The sequence below is a fragment of the Bradyrhizobium sp. UFLA06-24 genome (assembly GCF_054967145.1).
Genome location: NZ_JADFUE010000004.1, coordinates 125,720 through 144,858, shown reverse-complemented (window position 1 = coordinate 144,858; position 19,139 = coordinate 125,720). Strand labels below are relative to the sequence as shown.

The following is a 19,139-nucleotide window of genomic DNA, read 5'->3' as shown; positions in this document are numbered from 1 at the left end:
AAGATGGGCTAAATAGTCCCATCGCGTTCCCTTGGCAGCGACCGGGACGGCACCTAAATTGTATGCGTCTAACGATGAGGATTCCTTGGGGATTTCCTCGTAGAGCCCAAGGATGAGGCCGCGATCCGCGCGACCACGAAGGAAGATCGATGAACGCCAATCTGCGCAATTTCGCCCTCTGGGTCATCATTGTTTTGCTGCTGTTGGCGTTGTTCACGCTCTTCCAGAATCCGGGTCAGCGGGCCTCCTCGCAGGACATCGCCTTCTCCCAGCTGCTCAGCGAAGTTGACCGCGGCAATGTGCGCGACGTCGTGATCCAGGGGCCTGACATCCACGGCACCTTCACCAACGGCTCGAGCTTCCAGACCTATGCGCCGAACGATCCGACGCTGGTGAAGCGCCTGTACGACAGCAAGGTGCAGATCACCGCCAAGCCGCCCGGCGACAACGTGCCGTGGTTCGTCTCGCTCTTGGTCTCCTGGCTGCCCTTCATCGCGCTGATCGGCGTCTGGATATTCCTGTCCCGCCAGATGCAGGGCGGCGCCGGCAAGGCGATGGGCTTCGGCAAGTCGCGCGCGAAGATGCTGACCGAAGCGCATGGCCGCGTCACCTTCGAAGACGTCGCCGGCGTCGACGAAGCCAAGCAGGACCTGCAGGAGATCGTCGAATTCCTCCGCGACCCCGGCAAATTCCAGCGCCTCGGCGGCCGCATTCCGCGCGGCGTGCTGCTGGTCGGCCCTCCCGGCACCGGTAAGACCCTGATCGCGCGTGCGGTCGCGGGCGAAGCCAACGTGCCGTTCTTCACCATTTCGGGTTCGGACTTCGTCGAGATGTTCGTCGGCGTCGGTGCCAGCCGCGTGCGCGACATGTTCGAGCAGGCCAAGAAGAACGCGCCCTGCATCATCTTCATCGACGAAATCGACGCGGTCGGTCGTCACCGCGGCGCCGGTCTCGGCGGCGGCAATGACGAGCGCGAGCAGACGTTGAACCAGCTGCTGGTCGAAATGGACGGCTTCGAGGCGAACGAGGGCGTGATCCTGATCGCCGCGACGAACCGCCCTGACGTGCTCGATCCCGCGCTGCTGCGTCCGGGCCGCTTCGACCGTCAGGTCGTGGTGCCGAACCCCGACGTCGTCGGCCGCGAGCAGATCCTGAAGGTTCACGTCCGCAAGGTTCCGCTGGCGCCCGATATCAACCTCAAGACCATCGCGCGCGGCACGCCTGGATTCTCCGGCGCCGACCTGATGAACCTCGTCAACGAAGCAGCCCTTACCGCCGCCCGCCGCAACAAGCGGATGGTGACCCAGGCCGAGTTCGAAGAGGCCAAGGACAAGGTGATGATGGGCGCCGAGCGCAAGTCGCTCGTCATGACCGAGGAAGAGAAGCTGCTGACGGCCTATCACGAGGGCGGCCACGCCATCGTCGGCCTCAACGTGCCCGCGACCGATCCGATCCACAAGGCCACCATCATTCCGCGCGGCCGTGCGCTGGGCATGGTGATGCAGCTCCCCGAGCGCGACAAGCTGTCGATGTCCCTGGAGCAGATGACCTCGCGCCTCGCCATCATGATGGGTGGCCGCGTCGCCGAAGAGCTGATCTTCGGCCGCGAGAAGGTGACCTCGGGTGCCGCCTCCGACATCGAGCAGGCAACTCGTCTTGCCCGCATGATGGTGACGCGCTGGGGTCTGTCGGAAGAGCTCGGCACGGTCTCCTATGGCGAGAACCAGGACGAAGTGTTCCTGGGCATGTCGGTCTCGCGGACGCAGAACGCCTCCGAGGCCACCGTCCAGAAGATCGACTCCGAGATCAAGCGCCTGGTCGAGGAAGGCTACAAGGAAGCGACCCGCATCCTCACCGAAAAGCACGCCGATCTCGAGGCCTTGGCCAAGGGCCTGCTCGAGTTCGAAACGCTCTCCGGCGACGAAATCGTCGATTTGCTCAAGGGCAAGAAGCCGAACCGCGAGTCGGTGCTCGAGCCGACCACGCCGCGCGCCTCCGCCGTGCCCCCGGCCGGCAAGTCGCCGCGCCCGCGCCCCGATCCGGATCCGGGTCTGGAGCCGCAGCCGCAGGCGTAACGGCAAGCGTTTCATGGCCGGCCCTTCCGGCAAACCTGTTGTGCAGAAGCTCGGCATCAAGCCGGGCTTTTGTATTTTCGTGGACGGTCTCATGACGTCCTATCGCGATCTCGTCGGCGAGCTGCCTGACGGTGTGAGCATCGCAAGCACCGCCAAAGCCCGGCTGGACATGGTGCATGTCTTCGCCGCCGAGGCGAAGGGCCTCCCCGCCAAACTGCGCAGCTACCGCAAGGCGATCGCACCCGACGGCATGGATCTGGGCGTCCTGGCCGAAGAAGGCCTCAGGCATCGCGACCGACGTGACCGAAGCCCTGGTGCGCGAGACCGCGCTTGCGAACGGCCTCGTAGACATCAAGATCTGCGCCGTCAACGATATCTGGTCGGGCTTGAAGCTCGTGATCCCCGTCAAGGACCGGGGCAAGTGAGCGAACTAACTCCGCTCCATCCTACGATTGCTGGTCCACATACCGTCATTGCGCTTGCGACCGTGTCCAGGACATCCCCTCACGACGCGAGCCGAAGCCATACGTCCCGGCTCGCCAGCGTGCCATCGGGCGTGGCGATCTCCATGTCCATGACATGCAGGGAGCCCGGCTCGTCTCCGTAGACGTATTTGAGATGCCACATGAGCCCCAGATCCGGCGTGATCACGAAGTCATCGAGCCCGTCGGTGATCGCCCGGACGGCCTCGCGGTGCGTCAGCGGCGCCGAAAACATCGCCTCGAGCAAATTAGCGAGGCTCATGCCTTCGACCAGCATCAGTCGCGCGATATCGTCGCCGTGGACGTGACGAAGCGCCGATACGATGGCAGCGACAGCCTCCGGATTCTTCAATGACACGGAAAAACGAGCCTCCGCCTCCATGATGCCGGAGGCGCATCAGTGCGCGCAAGTGCTCTCTCGGCGGTGCCGCCAAGCATAGGGCTCGCCTGGCTCGCGCTCTCTACTTGCGCACGCGCCAGACGGTCCAGCCGGGTTTCGATACCGCCTGTATCCGCTCCAGATAATCCGGAGCTTCGCCGCGGCCGAGCTGTGCGGCGAGGCCCTCCGGCGCGAGGCGGACGAGATCCTCCTGATCGACGGAACCGTTGCATGTCAGGATGTAGTCGACCCCTCGCGCGCGGAGCACCTCGCGCGCAGCTTCCGGTGTGTCCATCATCGTGTGCACCATGACGAGGTTGCCGTCATTGTTGCGGTGGTAGGGGGCGGCGAAGACGGAATGCCTGGTCGCAGTCAGGATCGCAGGACCCGAATCGATCGGGGCCATCATCCGCCCGGGCGGCAGATCGGCGAGCGGCGCGGCGCTGGAGATGGTCTGGCAGGATGCGGCGAGGTCCGGCATCGCAATCCCGGGGGCGACCCTGCCCGCGGCGAGGGCCGGCCAGACCGCGAGGCCGATGCCGCCGAGCGAGGCGGGCGACACGAGCAGCGCGACACGGACCAGCCGCCAACCGGCCACCACCTCCGTGCGAAGCCTGACGATGGCGGCGACGCATAGCGGGGCGGCAACGATGTTGGCGGCAGCGGCGCCGCGCAATTCCCACAGGCTCACGCCGAACAGCGCTGCGAGCGTGGCGGTCGAGACGATCCAGCGGAAGCGGCTTTGCGGCGTGCAGCCGATCACGGCCGCAACACACAGGCCGAGCGTCAGCAATGGAAAGGCATAATAACCCAGCAGCTTCTGCGGCTGCAGCTGTGCGATCTCGCTCACCGGCATGGTTTCGGCGACGCGGCCAAGCCAGAAGTTGACGAGCAGGGGATCGACCAGCGCGTAGGGCGAGGCCACGCAGCCCGGGTACGATTTGAGGAATGCGCCCAGCAGCAGCGCGCCGGCGAGCGCGCTCGCGGTCAGCCGCGTCCACAAGCCCTGCCGAAGCCAGCTCGCACCGGCAATCGCGAGCAGCGCGATGCCGCCGCCCGCGCACAGGAGCAGGATGGGGCCGCCGAAGGCATCGCAGACCGGATTGAAGAGACTGCTCATCGGAAGCAGCAGCAGCGCCAGCAGCAATGACGAGACGGTCAGGCCCGCACCAAAAGCGCAGGCCGGGCGCAGGACGTCAGTGCCTTTCCACACCAGCAGTCCCACCACCGCCATGCTCGCCATGGCGATCGCGGGCAGCATTTCCAATCCGATCGACAACGAAAGCGCGGCGAGAAATCCCGCCAGGGCCGCCTTGGCCGTATGGTGTTCGGAATCGGAAACGCAAAGCACCAAGCCGAGCAGCAGCACCATCTGCAGATTATGATGGTCGATCGCGCCGGCACGGAAGTGGATCAGGGCAGGGATCGACAGCGCCGTGACCAGGATGGCTGCAAGCCGTGCCCGCGACCCGTCGGCCGGGGCGCTTGCCTGGCTTGCAATCGTCGCTGCGAGCCATAGCGCGGCCGCCATCAGCAGCGAGGGCCACAGCACCAGCGTGAGCGCTTCGGCATCGTGCTGGCCGAGCAGCGGGCGGACTAGGAGGATCAGCACGGCGAGGGGCGCATCGACGATGCGGGACCAGTGCATGGCAATTCCGGGTGGATCGAGCCGGTATTGAGTGAGGTCGAACCAGCCCTGGCCGGCCAGAAGATCGCGCACTTCGACCAGACGCATGGCATCGTCGGTCGACAGCGCGTCGAACACGCCGGCCTTGATCGCAGGCCATCCGAGCGCCGCGACGATGATCGCCCAGGCGACCGCGAGCACGATCGCCGGCTTCGGCTCCGTGGTCGATCCTTGCCCGGTCGGCTGGACGCGCGGCGACATCGTCCGGCGGTTCAATTCGAATGCGCGGGCATCGGCGTGTCCGCGCCCGGCTGGCCATCGCGGACATGGATCACGGCGATGTTGTCGGTATAGAGCCGTTTCCATCCCTTGAGGTGATCCAGGATTTGCGGACCCGGCGTATCAGCCCCCAGCAGCGTCGCGTCGATCTTGTACTCGTCGAGCAGGCGCGGCAGCAACTCGGGCCTCTTGCCCTCGGCGGCCTTGAAAAAATCCATCACGAACTTCTCGCCGTAGAGCTCGGCGCGGCCGTCGACGAACACCGGCACGTCGCGCGAGATCAGGTAGCCGCCGAACTGATAGCCGTTGAAGATGCGCTGCGCCTTGCGCTCTCGCAGCAGGTCGACGGCAGCGACCGGTGTCTGGTCCATCGTGAAGGCGAAGCGGTGATGCGACGTGTAGATCGAGGTCGAGGTCCACGCCGCGGCCGCGATCATCAGCGCGCCCGTGATGGTGACGTAGCGCGCCGCCCAGCTCTCGGTGGCCTCGGCGCCAAATTGCGGCAGCGGCGATGTTTCGCCGAGGGGCTTGGCCAGCACCAGCGGCACCAGGAAGGCAAAGGCTTCGATGCTCCGGACATGGGTGAGCCCCATCCAGGTGAAGAGCAGGATCAGCAGGATGCGCGGCGGCGACAGCGTGAGTCCGCGAAACAGGCCGAGCGCGATCAGGCCGAGGATCGCGGCTTCGAACGCCGAGAAGGAGGCGAAATTCACCGGCATCCATTCCGAGATGACCGACAGCAGCTCGCCGAGATTGAGGATGTTGGTCGCGCCCAGCAGCGTGCGCCAGCCATAGGGCGTGACGCAGGCGGCCGCCAGCGCGGCCACGCCGAACAGGAACCAGCGCGCGAGCAGGCGGATCTGCTTCGCCTGGTCCAGCGTCCAGATGGCTTCGATCGCCATCGGGCCGATCAACGCGAGGCCGAGCACGAAGCCGCCATGGAGATTCGCCCACAGCGACATCAGAGGCAGCCAGGCCCATGACGGCGTGACCTTGCGGTCGGCCGCATTCATCAGCACGCCGACCCAGGCGATCATCACCGGCAGGGCCAGCATGTGCGGACGCGCCAGGATGTGGTGCAGCGACAGCACGACCGCCAGCATCGCGAACAGCACCGAGCGCGGAATCTCGAGATGTGCATCGAGCAGATAGACCAGGATCGCGGCCGATGCGGCAATCGCAAGCGCAGTGAGGATCACGGGCCCGGCCCAGTCCCATTGCGCATAGGAGACGGCGAACAGGACTTGCGACAGCCACGAGGTCGAAATCCAGGGCTCGCCGGGCCGCGTGAAGGAATAGAAGTCCGTGTAAGGCACGGCGTGGTGATCGAGGATCCACTGACCGATCTTGATCTGCCAGAACGAGTCGGAATCCTGAAGCAGCGTGTTGCCGACAGAGAGGAAGAACAGATAGGCGCCCGCGCCGACACACAACGGCACCAGCGCCCGCGCGCGGCCCTGCACGGCAATATTGTTCGTAAAGGAAAGGGACATGCCGCCTCGTCGTGTTCTTAAGTGTGTTGCCGAGCGGGCGGCATTGGACCACGGCGGTCATAACTTCGAGTAAATCGGCGGAACGAGAACGTGCTGCGACGCGACTCGATCACCGCCGCGACAAAGGTCCGTTCCCTCCCCCCTTGTGGGGGAGGGCAAGGGAGGGGGGAGCCCAGGAAAAGGTGCTGATTATCGATATGTGCTGGGCACGCGGCGCGATTGATAGAATCCCCCTGTGGGCCCCTCTCCCTGCCCCTCCCCCACAAGGGGGGAGGGAATGGAGAGAGCGCTGCGCCCGGCCAAGATGTCGTGCGAAGTCCAGTCCCTCCAATTTAACCGATTGTTTTAGATTTCAGTTTACCATCGACGAATACGCGCAAACCGTTCCGTGTTTACGTAGCCGAATTAACTGCGGCGCAATTCTTTGCCTCTAGGTTGGGTTCCATGGTCGGGCGGCGCTGGGAAGCCGGAATGACCAGACCATTAACGCCCTCGTGTACCCTTTGGAGCAGTTTATGAAGAACCTCGTTTCGCGTTTCGTGAAGGATGAATCCGGCGCCACCGCCATCGAATACGGCCTGATTGCCGCCGGCATCGCGCTGGCGATCATCACCGTCGTCAACCAGCTCGGCACCACGCTGAACGCCAAGTTCACCTCGATCTCGTCCAGCCTCAAGTAAGCCGGACGGTCGACGGAAATAGCGAAGAGCCTCGTCATCGACGGGGCTCTTTTGCTTTGCCCGGAGCATGCACGGGCCATTCGACAGCAAAGGCTTAAGCCTCCTGCAAGTCATCAGGGTGTATGGCTCGAACGCATCCGCCTTATCGTGTTGCGTCAAAGGAAGCCGCATGGCCGAAGCTTCGATCGTCCCGCCAGCTATCGCCCGTCACGGCGCGCTCCCTGCGACACTCCTCAACATCTCCTTCGCGCTGGCGATCGTCACGCTGGCGTATTTTCCGGCGGCCTATCTCGCGCATCTGTGGATCTTCGACGCAGACGGCCGCGGCATCCCGACGGACTTCGTCAATGTCTGGGCGGCCGGAAAGCTGGCGCTCGAGGGCCATCCCGCGCAGGCCTGGGATTGGGACATCCAGAAGCAGGTTGAGCTCGCGCTGCTCAAGCAGGATTTCGTCGGTCATTTCGCCTGGCACTATCCGCCGCCCTTCCTGTTCGTCGCCGCGTTGCTCGCGCAGTTTCCCTATGCGGCGGCCTTCATCGGCTGGGCGGCGTTCAGCATGGTGCCCTATCTCGCCGTGATGCGCGCGATCGTCGGGCGCAATGCGGGCCTCGTCATTGGAATCGGCTTTCCCGCCGCCTTCCTCAACATCCTGGTCGGGCAGAACGGCTTCCTCACGGCATCCCTGATCGGCAGCATGCTCTATCTGCTGCCGACGCGGCCGGTGCTGGCCGGAGTGTGTCTGGGCCTTCTGAGCTACAAACCGCAATATGGACTGCTGTTTCCGCTGGTGCTGCTCGCCGCCGCCGAATGGACCGTGCTGTTCACCGCCGCACTCGTCACGGTGGCGATCGCGCTGGCGTCCTGGCTCGCGTTCGGGACGGAAAGCTGGCAGGCCTTCTTCCACTGGATTCCGATGTTCTCGCAGGCCTTCCTGACCGAAGGCCGCGCACCCTGGTTCAAGATGCAGAGCATCTTCGCGCTGGTGCGCTATGTCGGCGGCACCGAGCAGCTCGGCTGGATCTTCCAATGGGTGTTGACGGCCGCGGTCGGCGTCGTGCTGGTGGCGGCGTGGCGGAGCAGGCTGCCTTACGCGCTGAAAGCGGCGATGCTTGCGGCGGCAACGCTGCTCACGACGCCCTATCTCTTCATGTACGATCTGGTCGTGCTGGGCATCGCGGTGGCGTTTCTGATCCGCGCCGGCTTAGATGAAGGTTTCGCGCGCCATGAGGTGATGGCCCTGGCGCTCGTCTTCGCCCTGCTTGCGAGCTTCCTGTTTCTCGGCCAGCCGGTCGGCTTCCCGGCGATCCTCATCGTCTTCGCCCTGATCCTCAGCCGCTGCGCGGCTTGGCGGACGGCCGAGGTGGCGTCGCCGCGGCTCTTAGGCTCGCAGACGAATTGAGAGGTTCGATCGGGCTTGGATCGGGGCTCCGGCGCGAGACCTCAGGGCGCGTACTGATGCGCGCGCTCACTCGTAACCTGCGCTGCAGCGGGCTACTCTAGTTGGCTGACATAAGCCGCCACAGACTTGATTTGCGCCTGCGTCAGCTCGTGCGCAATCGGCTGCATGATCGTTGAGCTGTCCGGATTGGCCTTGTCCTGTCCTCGCTCCTTGTCCCAGTTCGTCAGCTTTCTGGTGACGTAGTCGTTGAGTTGTCCTGCGAGCCGCGGAAACTGACCGTCGCCCTTGGCATCGGCTCCGTGGCACGATGCGCAGGGCGGTACGTTGGCGCTGGGAACGCCCTCCTCATAAATTTTCTTGCCTTCCGCGACGTTCGCGGTCGGCGCGCCACCCAGCGGCTTTGGATTCAGATTTTTGAATTCCGTGGTCAGCGCCGCCAGCATGGCGGGGGTGAGCACATGTGCCACGTTGAACATCACGGGGTTGTTGCGACGGTGTTCGACGAAGGCCTTCAATTGATTTTCGATGTATTCCGGCTGCTGCCCCGCCAGTCGCGGCATTGGGTATGATCCGCGAAAACCTTGCGCGTCGATGCCATGACAGGTCTTGCAATATTCAGTCTTTGCCTTGAGGTCGTGCGACGATACTTGCACGCCTTTCTCTTGCGCCTGCGCGATCGTCGATATCGAGGCGACGACGATCGCGGCCGCTATCCGCCCGAGCGATTGCAGGTTCATGAGCGCCCCCGCTTTGATGAGCGCACGCTACGCGCGGCGACGCACTTTGGTCCACTTGATTCTCGTCGAGCGTGACCACGATTTTCGCAGAAGCGCACGAGAGGTAATGCGATGCGGAGTTCCGCGGTAATCAGCTGCCTTATGCAACCGCTTCCTACAAGCGTGTGCATCTAACGTTGCGGAAAAGTCTCGCGAGATTTGAAAACGGCTGACGCGCCGCGAATGTCGCTTGGCGAAACGTCGGTGTGCTGGCCTACTTGGAAACGCAAGCGGTTCGCAATATCCCAAGTTAATTGAGCGCAACGGGACAGGCGCTATGTGGGGTTACCGTTACAGTGTCATCGCGAGCAACGGCAGGTGGCTTTTCGCCGCACTCGCGTTAGCGGCTCTCTCGACGGCCGCATCGCTCATCGGCTCGACCACGCCGGCGCAAGCCTTACCGAGCTTCGCGCGTCAGACAGGGCAACCTTGCGGCACCTGCCACACCGACTTCCCTGCACTGACGCCCTATGGCCGCCGCTTCAAATTGCTCGGCTACACCGCCGGTGGCGGCCAATTCAGGATGACGCCGTTCTCGTCCGAGGGCGGGCGCGCGGCTCGCGCTGAACTCGACAAGCTCCGCGGCTACGTGAAGGCGTTGCCGCAGGAATCGCAGGCCGATGCTGACCGCAAGGAGTGGGTGCCGCCGATCTCGTTCATGGCGATCGAAGGCTACACGCGCACCCAGGGACCGACCATTCCGGATCCAACGGAGCCGTTCAAGACAAACGACAATATCGTTGCCTCTCCCGTCAGCGTGTTCTGGGGCGGCGCGATCACGGATCACATCGGCGCGTTCGCCCAGTACACATATGCTGGCGCGACCCCGCTGTCGTCGTTCTCGGGCACACCGGCGGACCAGTTCATCCACAGCTGGGGATGGGACAATACGGACGTCCGCTATGCCAACACGGCGAGCGTCGGGCCGTTCGATTTCGTCTTCGGCGTGACCGCCAACAACAATCCGTCCGTTCAGGATTTGTGGAACACCACGCCGGCTTGGGGCTTCCCCTACGCGTCATCGACGCTGGCCGCGGGTCCTCCCGGCACGACGCTTGAAGGCACTTTTGCAGCGCATGTCGGCGGTGTCGGCCTCTACACGATGATCAACGACCTGCTCTACCTGGAAGTCACCGGATACAAGTCGATCGGCTTCCACGCACTGAATGCGCTCGGAGCGAATCCGTTCGATACCCCGGGCCAGCTCGGCGGCGTGGCCCCCTATTGGCGCGCGGCGATCGAGCCGCATTGGGGACGGCACACGCTGATGGTCGGCACGTTCGGGATGATTTTCGACGTGCATCCGTGGTTCGACACGACGTTCGCTTCGGGCTCGACCGCGGTGTTGCCGGTATCGGACAGATTCACCGACGTCGGCTTTGACGCGCAATATCAATATCAGGGCGACAATTATTGGCTGACCCTGCGTGGCAGCTACATCCGCGAGTTCCAGCGCCTCGATGCAAGCTTCGCCGCTCTCGGCATTGCGTCCAATCCGACCAATCAGCTCAACAGCATGAAGCTGCAGGCCTCGCTGGCGCTGGGTGCCGACAATCGTGTCGTTCTCACCGGGCAGTACTTCAATGTCTGGGGCACGTCCGACCTGCTTCTCTTTGGGCCCGATCCCGTCACCGGCCAGGCATTGACTCCCGACACCAACGGCTGGACTGCCGAGATCGCCTACATCCCATTTGGGGCCAGCAAGATGATCGGTTGGCCGTGGTTCAACGCCCGCATCGGCCTGCAATACACCTACTACAACAAGTTCAACGGCACCACGGTCGGCGCCCATGACAACAACACCCTGTTCCTGCACGCATGGTTCGCCATGTAGGCCGCGCCGCAAAGGAGATTGTCAGATGAAGAAACTGCTTTCCGCTCATCTTGCAGCCTTCGCAGTCGCGCTGGCAGGATCGGCGTCTGCCGCCGATCTGGCCGTGAAGGCCCCGCTTCCGGTCGCGGCACCCTTCAACTGGACGGGCTGCTATATCGGCGTCCATGTTGGGGCGGGCTTTGCGAAGAAGGACATCACTGATCCCGTGCAGCTCGTGCAGGATTCCTTCAATGGTCTCGGCTCCACGGTTGATGTCACCACGGTCAGCCCGGCGCCGCGCGGTGCCGTCATTGGCGGCCAGGGCGGCTGCGACTATCAGTTTGCTTCCTCCCCGGTCGTCATCGGCATTCAGGGTGATGCCGCCGGTGCAACGCTGAGGAGCAACAGGTCTGTCGCCCTCCCGCTCGGCAATCCCGGTGAGACCGCGGTCGTGGACGCGAAAACCGAGTTTCTGACCAGCGTGACCGGCCGCATCGGCTATGCCTTCGACAACATCCTGCTCTATGGCAAGGCCGGCGCGGCGATGGCCGGTGACAAATACGAGGTCAGCGGCACGTTCACCGGCGTGCCGTTCGATTTCAGGGGGCTGGAGGACCGCTGGGGCTGGACCGCCGGCGCGGGCGTCGACTGGGCCTTCGACCGTCACTGGTCGGCCAATTTCGAATACGACTACTACGGGTTCGGTACCCGGACCTCGACCTTTGCCGATCAAGCCAACGTCTTCCAGGGGCCGGTGAGCGTCAGGCAGTCGATCCAGGTCGTGAAGGTCGGGGTGAACTTCCACATGTGGGCGGGACAATAGATGCTCCCGGCCTCTGGACCAGGGCGGTCATCGTTGCGGCGCGTTGGTCGCCTGCGTGCGGTGCTGTGCGCCATGGCCCTGACGGTGGTCGGCTCCGCCGCTTCTCACGCGCAGGACAGGAGCGGCTTCGAAGCCAAGATCGAATATTGCAAGACCTGCCACGGACTGTCGGCGCAAGGCTATCGCGGCTGGTTTCCGATGCCGCGACTGGCGGGACAGCAGCCGCAATATCTCGAGAACCAGCTTCGCGCTTTCCTCGAGCACCGGCGTACCAATCCCGTCATGGCCAATGCTGCCCATGGGCTGAGCTCGGCGATGATCGCCTCGCTTGCAACTCACCTGAAAAACCTCGATCCAAAACCGATTGGCGGCGCACCGAGGGGGTCGTTGGCCGTCGGCAAGCGCATCTACGAGGAAGGTCTTCCCGATTCCAACGTGCCGGCCTGTGCTGCCTGCCATGGCAGCGACGGCAAAGGGCAGAACGAAATTCCTCGGCTGGCCGGGCAGCTCTATGAGTACACCGTGGGTCAGCTCGCCGGCTGGACGAAAACGCGTGGGTCGGCGACCGACACCTCGGCGATCATGGCGCCGACGTCGCATAACCTGGCGCGGTCTCAGGTCGAAGCGGTGGCTGCCTATGTGAGCTACATGCAATGAGACGCGCGAGTCCGGACATGCAGAGCGGGCGGACCACATTGCGCAGGGGCGAGAGGTCATGAAGCGCATCGGACTAAAGACAGCGCTGCTCGCAATGCTGGCTTGCATGGGCCCCGCAATGGCGTGGGACGGTGCCAGCGTCCGCAACTGCACCTGGTGTCATGGGACGTCGGCGCAGGGCTACACGGTGGCCCCAAGACTAGCCGGGCAACGTCCGGCCTATCTCGAAAGCCAGATGCGGAGCTTCCGCGATCACAGCCGGGATAATCCCTTCTCGAAACAGTACATGTGGGGAGCCGTCGCAGCGCTCGATTCCCGCGATGCGCGCGATCTTGCGGCTTACTTCGCAACCATTCCGCCAAGGCCCGCCAATAACGGCGACCGCAATCTGATGGCGAAGGGAAAGGCCATCTACATGGAGGGCATTCCCGAAGCCAACATCGCGTCCTGTTACGCCTGTCACGGCCCGAACGCCGAAGGCGTGCGGGAGATTCCCCGCCTCGGCGGCCTTGCCTATTTCTATGTCAAGGCACGGCTCGAGCAGTGGGGCCAAGGATATCATTCGGGCATGGGAACGCCCATGCCTGTCGTTGCGCGCTCCCTCGGCCCGAACGAGATCGAGGCCCTGGCCTCGTATCTCAGCTTCGTCAGATAGCCGTCAATCGAGACAGCAATTCTGGACGTCAGCCTGCCCGCTCGGAGCGGCCGGGTGTATCGCCGATGGCCCGTTCCGGTCACAAGCCGCTGTGATGCCAAGCATTTTCTGCGAGCAGATATTTTCCGCCCGGCTGTCGGCAACACCGCCTCGGGAGTCCAGTTCTAACGCGCGGTCCGCTCGATCAGCGGACAGCTTTCGAGCACGGTGCGGGGGCGGGCGCCCTCGATGCTGACGCAGGGCCGGGAGCGGTCGATGGCGAGCCCGTAGCGCTCCAGCAGCGCGCTGCGGTCGGATTCGCCGCGCATGTGCAATTCGCGGACGCCGCCGGGCAGGGGAGCCTGCAACCCCGCGCGGATGCGCTGGTCGAAGATGCCGCCGGGGATGATGGGCACGCCGATATCGGCGAGCTGGTAGAAGCGCGACTGCGAGGGGAGCTGCGGCGCGATGTAAGCGAGCGGCTTGCCGAGGATGAAATAGGTCGCGGGCTGCGCGAGCTCAGCTGCAATTTTCGGTCGGTAGGTTTCGGACCAGGGGCGATGCCACCAATCCGCAGGCTGCGACCACAATGCGATTCCCGCTGCAACCGTCAACGTCAGTACGTTCAGCGGAAGCGAGGACGTCGCGGGCCATGTCAGGCCAGCACTCGCAGCGAGGCGTGCGAGCAGCACAACGATGAGGGGGGCGCACAACAATTCCAGAACGACCGCGTAGCGCTGGATTGCAAACAGGCCGAGCCACGCCAGGTATGAGACGGTAAACATCACCACGAGCTGCACGTCACGCCGTGTGAGGATCGCGCTATCGCGGATCATGCGCACCGTCAGGGCGAGCACGAACAGCACCGTCACGATCGCGAACCGTGCGTCGCGGAACGGATGCTCCGCGCCTCTGTGGTCGCCGACCAGCCAGTAGAAGGGATAGGCGAGCGCGTCGAGCAGTCCATGCGGCATGAACTGCGCGTCCATCAGATTGACGGCCGCCACTTCGCGTGACTGGAACACCGCATTGAACAGCGGGAAGATCGGATTGCCGGTGTCGCGCCAGGTGATCAGGCACCATTCGCCGCCGGCGAGCGTCGCGCCGAGGATCCCGCCAATCGCAAGAAGGGTCGTCGCGCGAAGTGGCCGCGCGGCAGCGAGCACGCCCGCGGCGGCGCCGACTGCGTAGACGACATTGGTCAGCTTCAGCCCGACCGCGGCGCCGATCAGCAATCCCGCCAGCAGACAGCAGGCTGCGGGCCGGCGATCCGCCACCAGGATCAGAAGGAAGCCGCCGATCACGGGCAATGCCAGCAGCACGTCGGAAAAGCTCGTGCCGACTTCCGAAAGCGTCATTGGGCCGAAAGCCGCGATCACAACCGCCGCCGCGATCACCGCGACGCTGGCCGCCTCGCGCAACACCAGGCGCGCAAACAGGCAGATCAGCGCGAGGTTGAGCCCGTGAACTGCGCCAAGGATCATCAGCCCATATGGCGACGGCAGGAAATGGCGAAGATAATAAACCGGAAAATAGACGATCGGATTGAAGTAGGTCTGAAAGCCCGGCGGGACGGCATCGATGGCATAGCGGCCGTTGAGCACGGCCCAGACATTGTATTCGTGATAGTTCTGCCAATCCCAGTTGACGTCCTCGCCCATCGCGAGCGTGTAGAGCGCCCCCAGCAGCATCGAGCAGACGACGATGGCGACAGGCGCCAGTGCTTTGCTGCGCAGGCGCGTCATCCCTCGTCGCAGGCCTCCGGCCCCCGGCATGGCGTCGGGCAAGTCAGCAGCGGTTGGCGTACGTTGCAGCATCAACGCGCCACGCTTGAGGTGCGTAACCCGTCTTCGGCAAGGTGATGCGACGCGGAAGGCAGGCTCGTGGGGCGCATGGCCGAATTCCGGAATTCCGGTTGATGTCCGTAAGGACTATGTCCAGCCAGTTAAGGTTGCATGAATCGATGCAGGAACCGTTTGGCTGGCGTGTCCCTCGCGAGGAATTCCGACGTCCGTTGACGCGCGCGGAGCATCACGCATTTGCTTCTTGTCATCTCTCCTGAATAGTTGTTCAGTCCTTGGGGCGATTTGCAACGATATCAGTGACGAAGCGTTCGGCCGCAGGGCGTGCGGGCGGCGTGTGGGACAGGAAGCGCGCCATGGTCTATCGGCGGACGCATCAAGTGGTGAAGCGCCTTGCGGCTCGGCGCAGCGCCATCCTGGCGGCGGCACGGGAAGCCGCAGCCGAAGGCGGCATGGCAGCGGTGCAGATCGCGCCGGTTGCGGTCAGGGCCAATGTGGCGGCCGGCACCGTCTATCGCTACTTCCCCTCCAAGGCCGAATTGATCTCCGAACTGATTGCCGAGGTCTCCCGCGACGAGCTCGCGGCGATCAGGCGGGCGGCCGATGCCGCGCCGGGGCCGTCCTCGGCACTGGCGGCGGCCGTGACGACGGTGGCGGTCCACACCCTGTCGCAGCGGCGCCTCGCCTGGGGCATCCTGGCCGAGCCCGTCGATGTCGACGTCAGCGCTTCGCGCCTCGCCAGCCGCCGCGAGATCGCCGGCGAGCTCGCCTCGCGGATCGACGCTGCGGTGCGCGCCGGCCATCTGCCGGCGCAGGACACGGCGCTCGCTGCCACCGCCCTGCTAGGCGCGCTGCATGAGGCGCTGGTCGGCCCGCTCGCACCCGACAATCTCGAAGATCCCGTGAAGATGCGCGACGCTGTCCAGACCGTGACGCTGCTGGCGCTCCGCGCCGTCGGCGTCATGGACGCCCGCGCCCGCGGCCTCGTGGTGCAGCAGACGCTGCTGCCGACGACCAAGGCGCTGGTCGGGGCTTGAAGTGCCGCTGCTGATGGGAGCGGTGGCCTGACCGCGCTCAGGTCTCTGCCTGAGCACATCTTTTCGAAAACGCCGCGCAAAGCAGCCGGTTCGGCCGGCTACTGTGCATGGGGTTGTTTTCGCGTTTTGTGTCGGGGACGGGTCCGCCGCCTCACATATTCGCGTCGCCCTCGGGGCCGACCGAGGCGATGCGCACCATGTTGGTGGTGCCGGGGATGCCGAGCGGCACGCCGGCGACGATGATGACGCGCTGGCCGGCGCGGACAAAGCCGTCGCGGAACGCGATCTGGCCGGCGCGGTTCACCATGTCGTCCTGGTCGCGCGCATCCTCCGCCACCACGCAATGCACGCCCCAGACCGCCGCGAGCCGGCGTCCGGCGGTGATGTTCGGCGTGATCGCCACGATCGGCGGCTTCGGCCGCTCCCGCGCGACGCGCGTCGCGGTCGAGCCGGATGAGGTCCAGCAGATCAAAGCGGGCAGGTCGAGCGTCTCGGCGATCTGCCGCGCGGCGTCGGCGATGGCGTCGCCTGCGGTCGATTCCGGCGCGGGGCGCTGCGCCGTGATCACCGACCGGTAAGTCGGGTCGCGCTCGACCTCCTCGCCGATGCGGTTCATGGTCGAGACCGCTTCGACCGGGAATTTGCCGGCGGCCGATTCCGCCGACAGCATGATGGCGTCGGCGCCTTCATAGACGGCAGTGGCGACGTCGGAGACTTCGGCACGGGTCGGCACCGGAGACTGGATCATCGACTCCAGCATTTGCGTCGCGACCACGACCGGCTTGCCGGCGCGGCGCGCCATGCGCGTCATTTGCTTTTGAAGGCTCGGCACGCGCTCCAGCGGCAGCTCGACGCCGAGGTCGCCGCGCGCCACCATCAGCGCATCGGAGGCATCGATGATGTCGGCGAGGCGGTCGATCGCCTGCGGCTTCTCGATCTTGGCCATCACGGCGGCGCGCCCGCGGATCATCTTCTTGGCTTCGAGCACGTCGTCAGCGCGCTGCACGAAGGACAGCGCGATCCAGTCGACGCCGGTGACGAGCGCTGCCTCGAGGTCGGCGCGGTCCTTCGGCGTCATCGCCGAGACCGGCAGGTCGGTATCCGGCAGGCTGACGCCCTTGCGGTCGCTCATCTTGCCGCCGACCACGACACGCGTCACCGCGTGCTCCTTCGAGGTCTCCTCCGCGATCAGCCGCACCTTGCCGTCGTCGAGCAGCAGCGCGTGACCGGGCCGCAGCGCAGCCAGGATCTCCGGATGCGGAAGATTGACGCGATTGGCATCGCCCGGCGTCTTGTCGGAATCGAGCGTGAAGGTCTGGCCGTTCTGGAGCTGCACCGAGCCTTCGGCGAAGGCACCCAGCCTGAGCTTCGGGCCCTGGAGATCGACAAGGATGCCGATCGGCCGGCCGTAGCTCGATTCGACATTGCGGATGGTCGCCACCAGCTCCCGCATCTTGTCATGCGGGGTGTGGCTCATATTGATGCGGAACACGTCGGCGCCAGCCTCGAACAGGCGGCGGATCATCGCGAGGTCTGAAGAGGCGGGACCCAGGGTCGCGAGAATCTTGATACGGCGAAGACGCCTCATGGCTTATTTCCAGGCGGGGGCGAGGGCGGGGCGGCGGCCGGTGGCAGGCCGGGCGAGCCCGGGGGCGTAGCACCGGGCGGGCTATTGGGCAAACCCGGAACGCCGCCACCAGGGCCCACAGGGCCGGGCATGCCGGGGACGCGCGGCTGCGAGGGCTGCTCGTTGGCATCGGTGAGTTGCACCGTCCATGCCCGCTGCTCGCCGGTGTCGACCTCGAAATAGCCGGTCCGGTCGTAGCCGCGCGCCAGGCAGTCCTCGGTGCCGCGGATGGTGAATTCCTTGTCGCGCGAGCACATATAGGCCTGCCCCGACCATTCGCCGCCGCGGTCATAGTCGATTGCGTAGATGTAATAGTAGCGGGCGACCAGCGTTCCCCTGAGCAGGGTCTCGCAGGAGCGGGACGAGATGTTCCACCAGCCCTCGGTGGTCCAGCCGTCGGCGTCCTTGTAGCCGAGCGCGATGCCGACCCGGCTGGATGTGTTGTTGCAAAGCCGGAAGTCGGCCGAAGCCGGACTTGCCCAGAAGCACATGAGAGCAACCGCCAGCACCGGGACCAACCGGGCGAGCAGTCGAAGGGGGAAGGGGGAAGATTCGGCGATCATTGTCGCGGAACGTATACCAGATGATTGACGATTTGGCGTAGGGCCGGGGGAAATGCCCCCTGTGCCGTCTCAGCGGCCGTTTGCGCCGCGATATGGCAAAATCTGTGACAGAACCCCACCTGATCCCGTAAGGGTGACCACCATCAAGGTCGGAACGCGAGACAGCTGAGAGGTCCAGCCATGGCAATCGACGACAAAACCAGAACGGAGCTCGAGGCGGCCGCTTTCCGGCTCCTGGTCGATCATCTGAGGACGCGGACCGACGTCCAGAACATCGACCTGATGAATCTGGCCGGCTTCTGTCGCAATTGCCTGTCCAACTGGCTCAAGGACGCGGCCGACGCCCAAGGCGTGCCCCTGAGCAAGGATGAGAGCCGGGAGGCCGTCTACGGCATGCCCTACGAGACCTGGAAATCGAAGTATCAGGGCACGGCCACGCCCGAGCAGCTTGAGGCGATGAAGAAAGTGCATCCTCACAATCACTGAGGGACTGTCCGAAGCCGGCGCTGAGTCGCACCACACAACAGCTTTCTTTGTACGCCCGCAGGAAGATGTGGGCGCGCTGTGGACGAGCGTGATGCTTGCTTGAACGTGGCCGGCACGAACCCTAACAGTTCTGCCAGCACGCGCGGTGAGGATGCCGGCGTCACCTCGTTTTGCCAGTTCCATTGGGAGTACCAAGATGGCCACCTCCGCCGCCGTCCGCGACGACGAGCCCGCGACGAAATTTGCCAAGGACCAGCTCAAATCCATCATCGAGCGCATCGAGCGGCTGGAGGAAGAGAAGAAGGCGATCTCCGACGACATCCGTGACGTTTATGCCGAGAGCAAGGGCAACGGCTACGACGTCAAGGCGCTGCGCACCATCGTGCGCCTGCGCAAGCAGGATCCCAACGAGCGGGCCGAGGCCGAGACGATTCTCGAGACCTATATGCAGGCGCTGGGGATGCTCTGAGGCGAATGGTCGTCCTCGCTTTGCGCCAGGACGACCAG

Annotated in this window: 18 protein-coding genes; 11 read left to right on the top strand and 7 right to left on the bottom strand. The window is 64.6% G+C overall.

Translation table 11 applies throughout. From position 1 onward, the window contains the following. The first annotated feature begins 149 nt into the window (after positions 1-149). Positions 150-2,075, top strand: coding sequence for an ATP-dependent zinc metalloprotease FtsH (ftsH, locus tag IF809_RS05870; protein ID WP_128964218.1), 1,926 nt, complete (start codon positions 150-152; stop codon positions 2,073-2,075). 299 nt (positions 2,076-2,374) lie between these two features. After that, on the top strand, positions 2,375-2,500 hold the full coding sequence (locus tag IF809_RS05865) for a hypothetical protein (RefSeq protein WP_462837072.1): 126 nt from the start codon (positions 2,375-2,377) through the stop codon (positions 2,498-2,500). A 79-nt stretch (positions 2,501-2,579) separates the two neighbouring features. Here the strand turns inward: IF809_RS05865 and IF809_RS05860 are convergent, their stop codons facing one another. From IF809_RS05860 to IF809_RS05850, 3 genes are all read right to left on the bottom strand, one after another. Beyond that, on the bottom strand, positions 2,580-2,915 hold the full coding sequence (locus IF809_RS05860; RefSeq protein ID WP_373291552.1) for a hypothetical protein: 336 nt from the start codon (positions 2,913-2,915) through the stop codon (positions 2,580-2,582). 103 nt (positions 2,916-3,018) lie between these two features. Further along, positions 3,019-4,824 carry a hypothetical protein gene (locus tag IF809_RS05855; RefSeq protein ID WP_462837071.1) on the bottom strand — a complete coding sequence of 602 codons (1,806 nt, stop codon included), beginning with the start codon at positions 4,822-4,824 and terminating at the stop codon, positions 3,019-3,021. Positions 4,825-4,835: 11 nt separating this feature from the next. Continuing rightward, complete coding sequence (locus tag IF809_RS05850; RefSeq protein ID WP_462837070.1) at positions 4,836-6,335, bottom strand: hypothetical protein; 1,500 nt, start codon at positions 6,333-6,335, stop codon at positions 4,836-4,838. Between the two features lie 515 nt (positions 6,336-6,850). On the opposite strand from IF809_RS05850, the gene IF809_RS05845 reads away from it, so the two are divergent. Both IF809_RS05845 and IF809_RS05840 read left to right on the top strand, forming a co-directional pair. Then, positions 6,851-7,015: a Flp family type IVb pilin gene (locus tag IF809_RS05845; RefSeq protein WP_128964223.1), complete on the top strand. Its 165-nt coding sequence runs from the start codon at positions 6,851-6,853 to the stop codon at positions 7,013-7,015. A gap of 169 nt (positions 7,016-7,184) precedes the next feature. Then, on the top strand, positions 7,185-8,414 hold the full coding sequence (locus IF809_RS05840; RefSeq protein WP_462837069.1) for a glycosyltransferase family 87 protein: 1,230 nt from the start codon (positions 7,185-7,187) through the stop codon (positions 8,412-8,414). A 92-nt stretch (positions 8,415-8,506) separates the two neighbouring features. Here the strand turns inward: IF809_RS05840 and IF809_RS05835 are convergent, their stop codons facing one another. Continuing rightward, positions 8,507-9,151: a c-type cytochrome gene (locus tag IF809_RS05835; protein WP_128964225.1), complete on the bottom strand. Its 645-nt coding sequence runs from the start codon at positions 9,149-9,151 to the stop codon at positions 8,507-8,509. A 316-nt stretch (positions 9,152-9,467) separates the two neighbouring features. Between IF809_RS05835 and IF809_RS05830 the strand changes: the two genes are divergently transcribed. The 4 genes from IF809_RS05830 to IF809_RS05815 are packed head-to-tail and all read left to right on the top strand — an operon-like array spanning position 9,468 to position 13,138. Further along, positions 9,468-11,024 carry a cytochrome C gene (locus IF809_RS05830; protein WP_462837068.1) on the top strand — a complete coding sequence of 519 codons (1,557 nt, stop codon included), beginning with the start codon at positions 9,468-9,470 and terminating at the stop codon, positions 11,022-11,024. A gap of 25 nt (positions 11,025-11,049) precedes the next feature. Continuing rightward, on the top strand, positions 11,050-11,826 hold the full coding sequence (locus IF809_RS05825) for an outer membrane protein (RefSeq protein ID WP_128964226.1): 777 nt from the start codon (positions 11,050-11,052) through the stop codon (positions 11,824-11,826). A 33-nt stretch (positions 11,827-11,859) separates the two neighbouring features. Continuing rightward, a complete protein-coding gene (locus tag IF809_RS05820) occupies positions 11,860-12,483 on the top strand; it encodes a c-type cytochrome (protein ID WP_244659249.1) in 624 nt (207 codons plus the stop codon). 58 nt (positions 12,484-12,541) lie between these two features. Then, positions 12,542-13,138, top strand: a complete 597-nt coding sequence (locus IF809_RS05815; RefSeq protein ID WP_462837067.1) for a c-type cytochrome — start codon at positions 12,542-12,544, stop codon at positions 13,136-13,138. Positions 13,139-13,302: 164 nt separating this feature from the next. Here the strand turns inward: IF809_RS05815 and IF809_RS05810 are convergent, their stop codons facing one another. Further along, positions 13,303-14,862, bottom strand: coding sequence for a glycosyltransferase 87 family protein (locus tag IF809_RS05810; RefSeq protein WP_164938459.1), 1,560 nt, complete (start codon positions 14,860-14,862; stop codon positions 13,303-13,305). Between the two features lie 413 nt (positions 14,863-15,275). On the opposite strand from IF809_RS05810, the gene IF809_RS05805 reads away from it, so the two are divergent. Beyond that, complete coding sequence (locus IF809_RS05805; protein ID WP_128969170.1) at positions 15,276-15,956, top strand: TetR/AcrR family transcriptional regulator; 681 nt, start codon at positions 15,276-15,278, stop codon at positions 15,954-15,956. Between the two features lie 151 nt (positions 15,957-16,107). Here the strand turns inward: IF809_RS05805 and pyk are convergent, their stop codons facing one another. Both pyk and IF809_RS05795 read right to left on the bottom strand, forming a co-directional pair. Continuing rightward, a complete protein-coding gene (gene pyk / locus IF809_RS05800; protein ID WP_453982033.1) occupies positions 16,108-17,544 on the bottom strand; it encodes a pyruvate kinase in 1,437 nt (478 codons plus the stop codon). Then, the gene (locus tag IF809_RS05795) at positions 17,541-18,146 is read right to left on the bottom strand and encodes a DUF1036 domain-containing protein (protein WP_128964230.1); all 606 of its coding nucleotides are present in this window, start codon (positions 18,144-18,146) and stop codon (positions 17,541-17,543) included. The genes pyk and IF809_RS05795 overlap by 4 nt, the downstream gene beginning before the upstream one ends. Positions 18,147-18,326: 180 nt before the next feature. Between IF809_RS05795 and IF809_RS05790 the strand changes: the two genes are divergently transcribed. Both IF809_RS05790 and IF809_RS05785 read left to right on the top strand, forming a co-directional pair. Next, positions 18,327-18,632 carry a DUF1244 domain-containing protein gene (locus IF809_RS05790; protein WP_462837066.1) on the top strand — a complete coding sequence of 102 codons (306 nt, stop codon included), beginning with the start codon at positions 18,327-18,329 and terminating at the stop codon, positions 18,630-18,632. A 196-nt stretch (positions 18,633-18,828) separates the two neighbouring features. Continuing rightward, positions 18,829-19,101 carry a DUF2312 domain-containing protein gene (locus tag IF809_RS05785; RefSeq protein ID WP_018641571.1) on the top strand — a complete coding sequence of 91 codons (273 nt, stop codon included), beginning with the start codon at positions 18,829-18,831 and terminating at the stop codon, positions 19,099-19,101. The last annotated feature ends 38 nt before the right edge of the window (positions 19,102-19,139 follow it).